This is a genomic window from Methanosarcinales archaeon (assembly GCA_014859725.1).
Classification (GTDB): domain Archaea; phylum Halobacteriota; class Methanosarcinia; order Methanosarcinales; family Methanocomedenaceae; genus Kmv04.
Genome location: JACUTQ010000273.1, coordinates 1 through 1,907 on the forward strand (window position 1 = coordinate 1; position 1,907 = coordinate 1,907).

2 protein-coding genes are annotated in these 1,907 nt (G+C 37.4%); both read left to right on the forward strand.

All coding sequences use genetic code 11. The features are described 5' to 3' along the window. The first annotated feature begins 126 nt into the window (after positions 1 to 126). Complete coding sequence (locus IBX40_13190) at positions 127 to 780, forward strand: ABC transporter permease (protein MBE0525266.1); 654 nt, start codon at positions 127 to 129, stop codon at positions 778 to 780. A gap of 112 nt (positions 781 to 892) precedes the next feature. Then, positions 893 to 1,789 carry an ABC transporter permease gene (locus IBX40_13195; GenBank protein MBE0525267.1) on the forward strand — a complete coding sequence of 299 codons (897 nt, stop codon included), beginning with the start codon at positions 893 to 895 and terminating at the stop codon, positions 1,787 to 1,789. Positions 1,790 to 1,907: the final 118 nt, after the last annotated feature.

A 1,907-nucleotide genomic window follows, 5' to 3' on the forward strand; every position in this document is an offset into this window, starting at 1 on the left:
TGAAGATTTAAATGGATGTAGGTATAATTTTAGGCTTGTATAATTTAATACGGTGCTGAAATTAAAATCGCCGAAACTCATGTATTACTGTTTATATTTCTAATTACATTATTTTCATACACCCATATGACAAAGTTTGGCTCCAGTTTTGTTGATGTTGTTCAGATAATTGCCGTTTTTGCTCCTGTAATTGGAATAGCTCTTGGATTTGACGCAGTGGTTAAAGAACGGAAAAGCAACTCACTGAATGTCTTATTAACTCATCCTGTATTCAGGGATAATATAATAACCGGAAAGTTTCTGGGCGCTATCGTTACTCTGGCTCTTGTGGTTTTTTTGACAATAACTGTTATAACCGGTACATCCCTGATAATCACAGGAAAAATGGCGAATTTCCTTGAATTCGGTAGATTGTTTATTTTTGGCTTTCTTACATTCTTTTATCTACTCGTTTTTCTGGCAATTGGTATTTTTACCTCGGTGCTTTCAAAAAGTGAGATTGATTCTTTGACATATGGTATTGTTGCCTGGCTCAATCTATGCGTGGTATTTGGAGCGATTATTGTGCTCATCGCTACTGTTGTAACTGGTCAATCATTGTTTGATATGGGTGAAAACGCACAATTTACTGAACTTACATTCAAACTCCACAAATTTTCACCGATGCATCATTACGCTGAAGCCACAATTGGTTCGTCCGATTTGAGCTTTGGCGGTTTCGCAAAGCATGAAACCATTCACGGGGTTTTGGATACACATTATACCTTAACAGAATGGTAGATCAATTCCGGGAAAATGTTGCAGTGTTACTGACTATCCCCTTAATTTTACTCATCGTATCGTATATAATATTTTTACGCAGTGATATATGATTATTTTTGGTGATAGCATGGTGAAAAATACTGAAAATGTAATAACAATTGCCCAAAAAGAATTTACTGACCATATCTGGAGCCCCCGATTTCTGGCATTTGCTATTACCTTTACTTTGATTGTATTTGTGGTTGGTTATCAGAAAGGATTGGAAGTAGAGTACCTGGGAAATGTTACGGGAACGGATGGGGTGCTGCGCGGTTTTTGGGGGGTTGCCAGAGTAGTAGGTAGTTTTGCACCTATAATTGGAATCGTACTTGGTTTTGATGCAATAGTTAAAGAAGTAAAATCAGGTTCTATGAACGTACTTCTAACACACCCGGTTTTCAGAGATAATATAATAACAGGTAAAATAATAGGTTCTGCAATATGCCTATTTCTAGTACTGTCGATTTCGATAAGTATTTCCACAGGAGCCATGTTAACCATATCCGGGATTCCCGTTGGTGTTGAGGATATTTTTAGAATTGGAATCTTTACAATATTAACTTTTTTTTATGTGCTTATTTTCCTTGCTATCGGGGTTATTGTCTCTGTTATCGTAAAAAACTCAAGCAATTCATTGATATATAGCATTGCTATATGGCTGTTGTTCACCATACTGTTCAGCCAGATCATTTTATCAGGGATATACATTTCAACCGGAGAGATGGAAGATAGTGTTGAAAAGGCAGCCGGCTTATTGAACCTTGCACCAGGCCACCATTATGCACAGCTTACAATGGGAGAGAACGATGTAGGTTGGAAAGGCACCTTAGGTGGTGACTCAACAGTAAAAGGCATCTTCGACACTCGCTTTACCCTCACCCAGTGGTTCACCGAATTCTGGATGAATCTTATGATGCTGGTCGTTACTCCGATTATCCTGCTTATAATTGCTTTCATCACATTTCTGAGAAAAGACATCACATTGTAAGAGGTAAAATGCATATTCAGGTCCTATTTAATTTTTATGGTAAGATCGTCCAGCTAACAGTAAAACAGTTCGATGAATTGGACATAAAACATTTATAAAGTAAGTTCCAGAAGTGGAG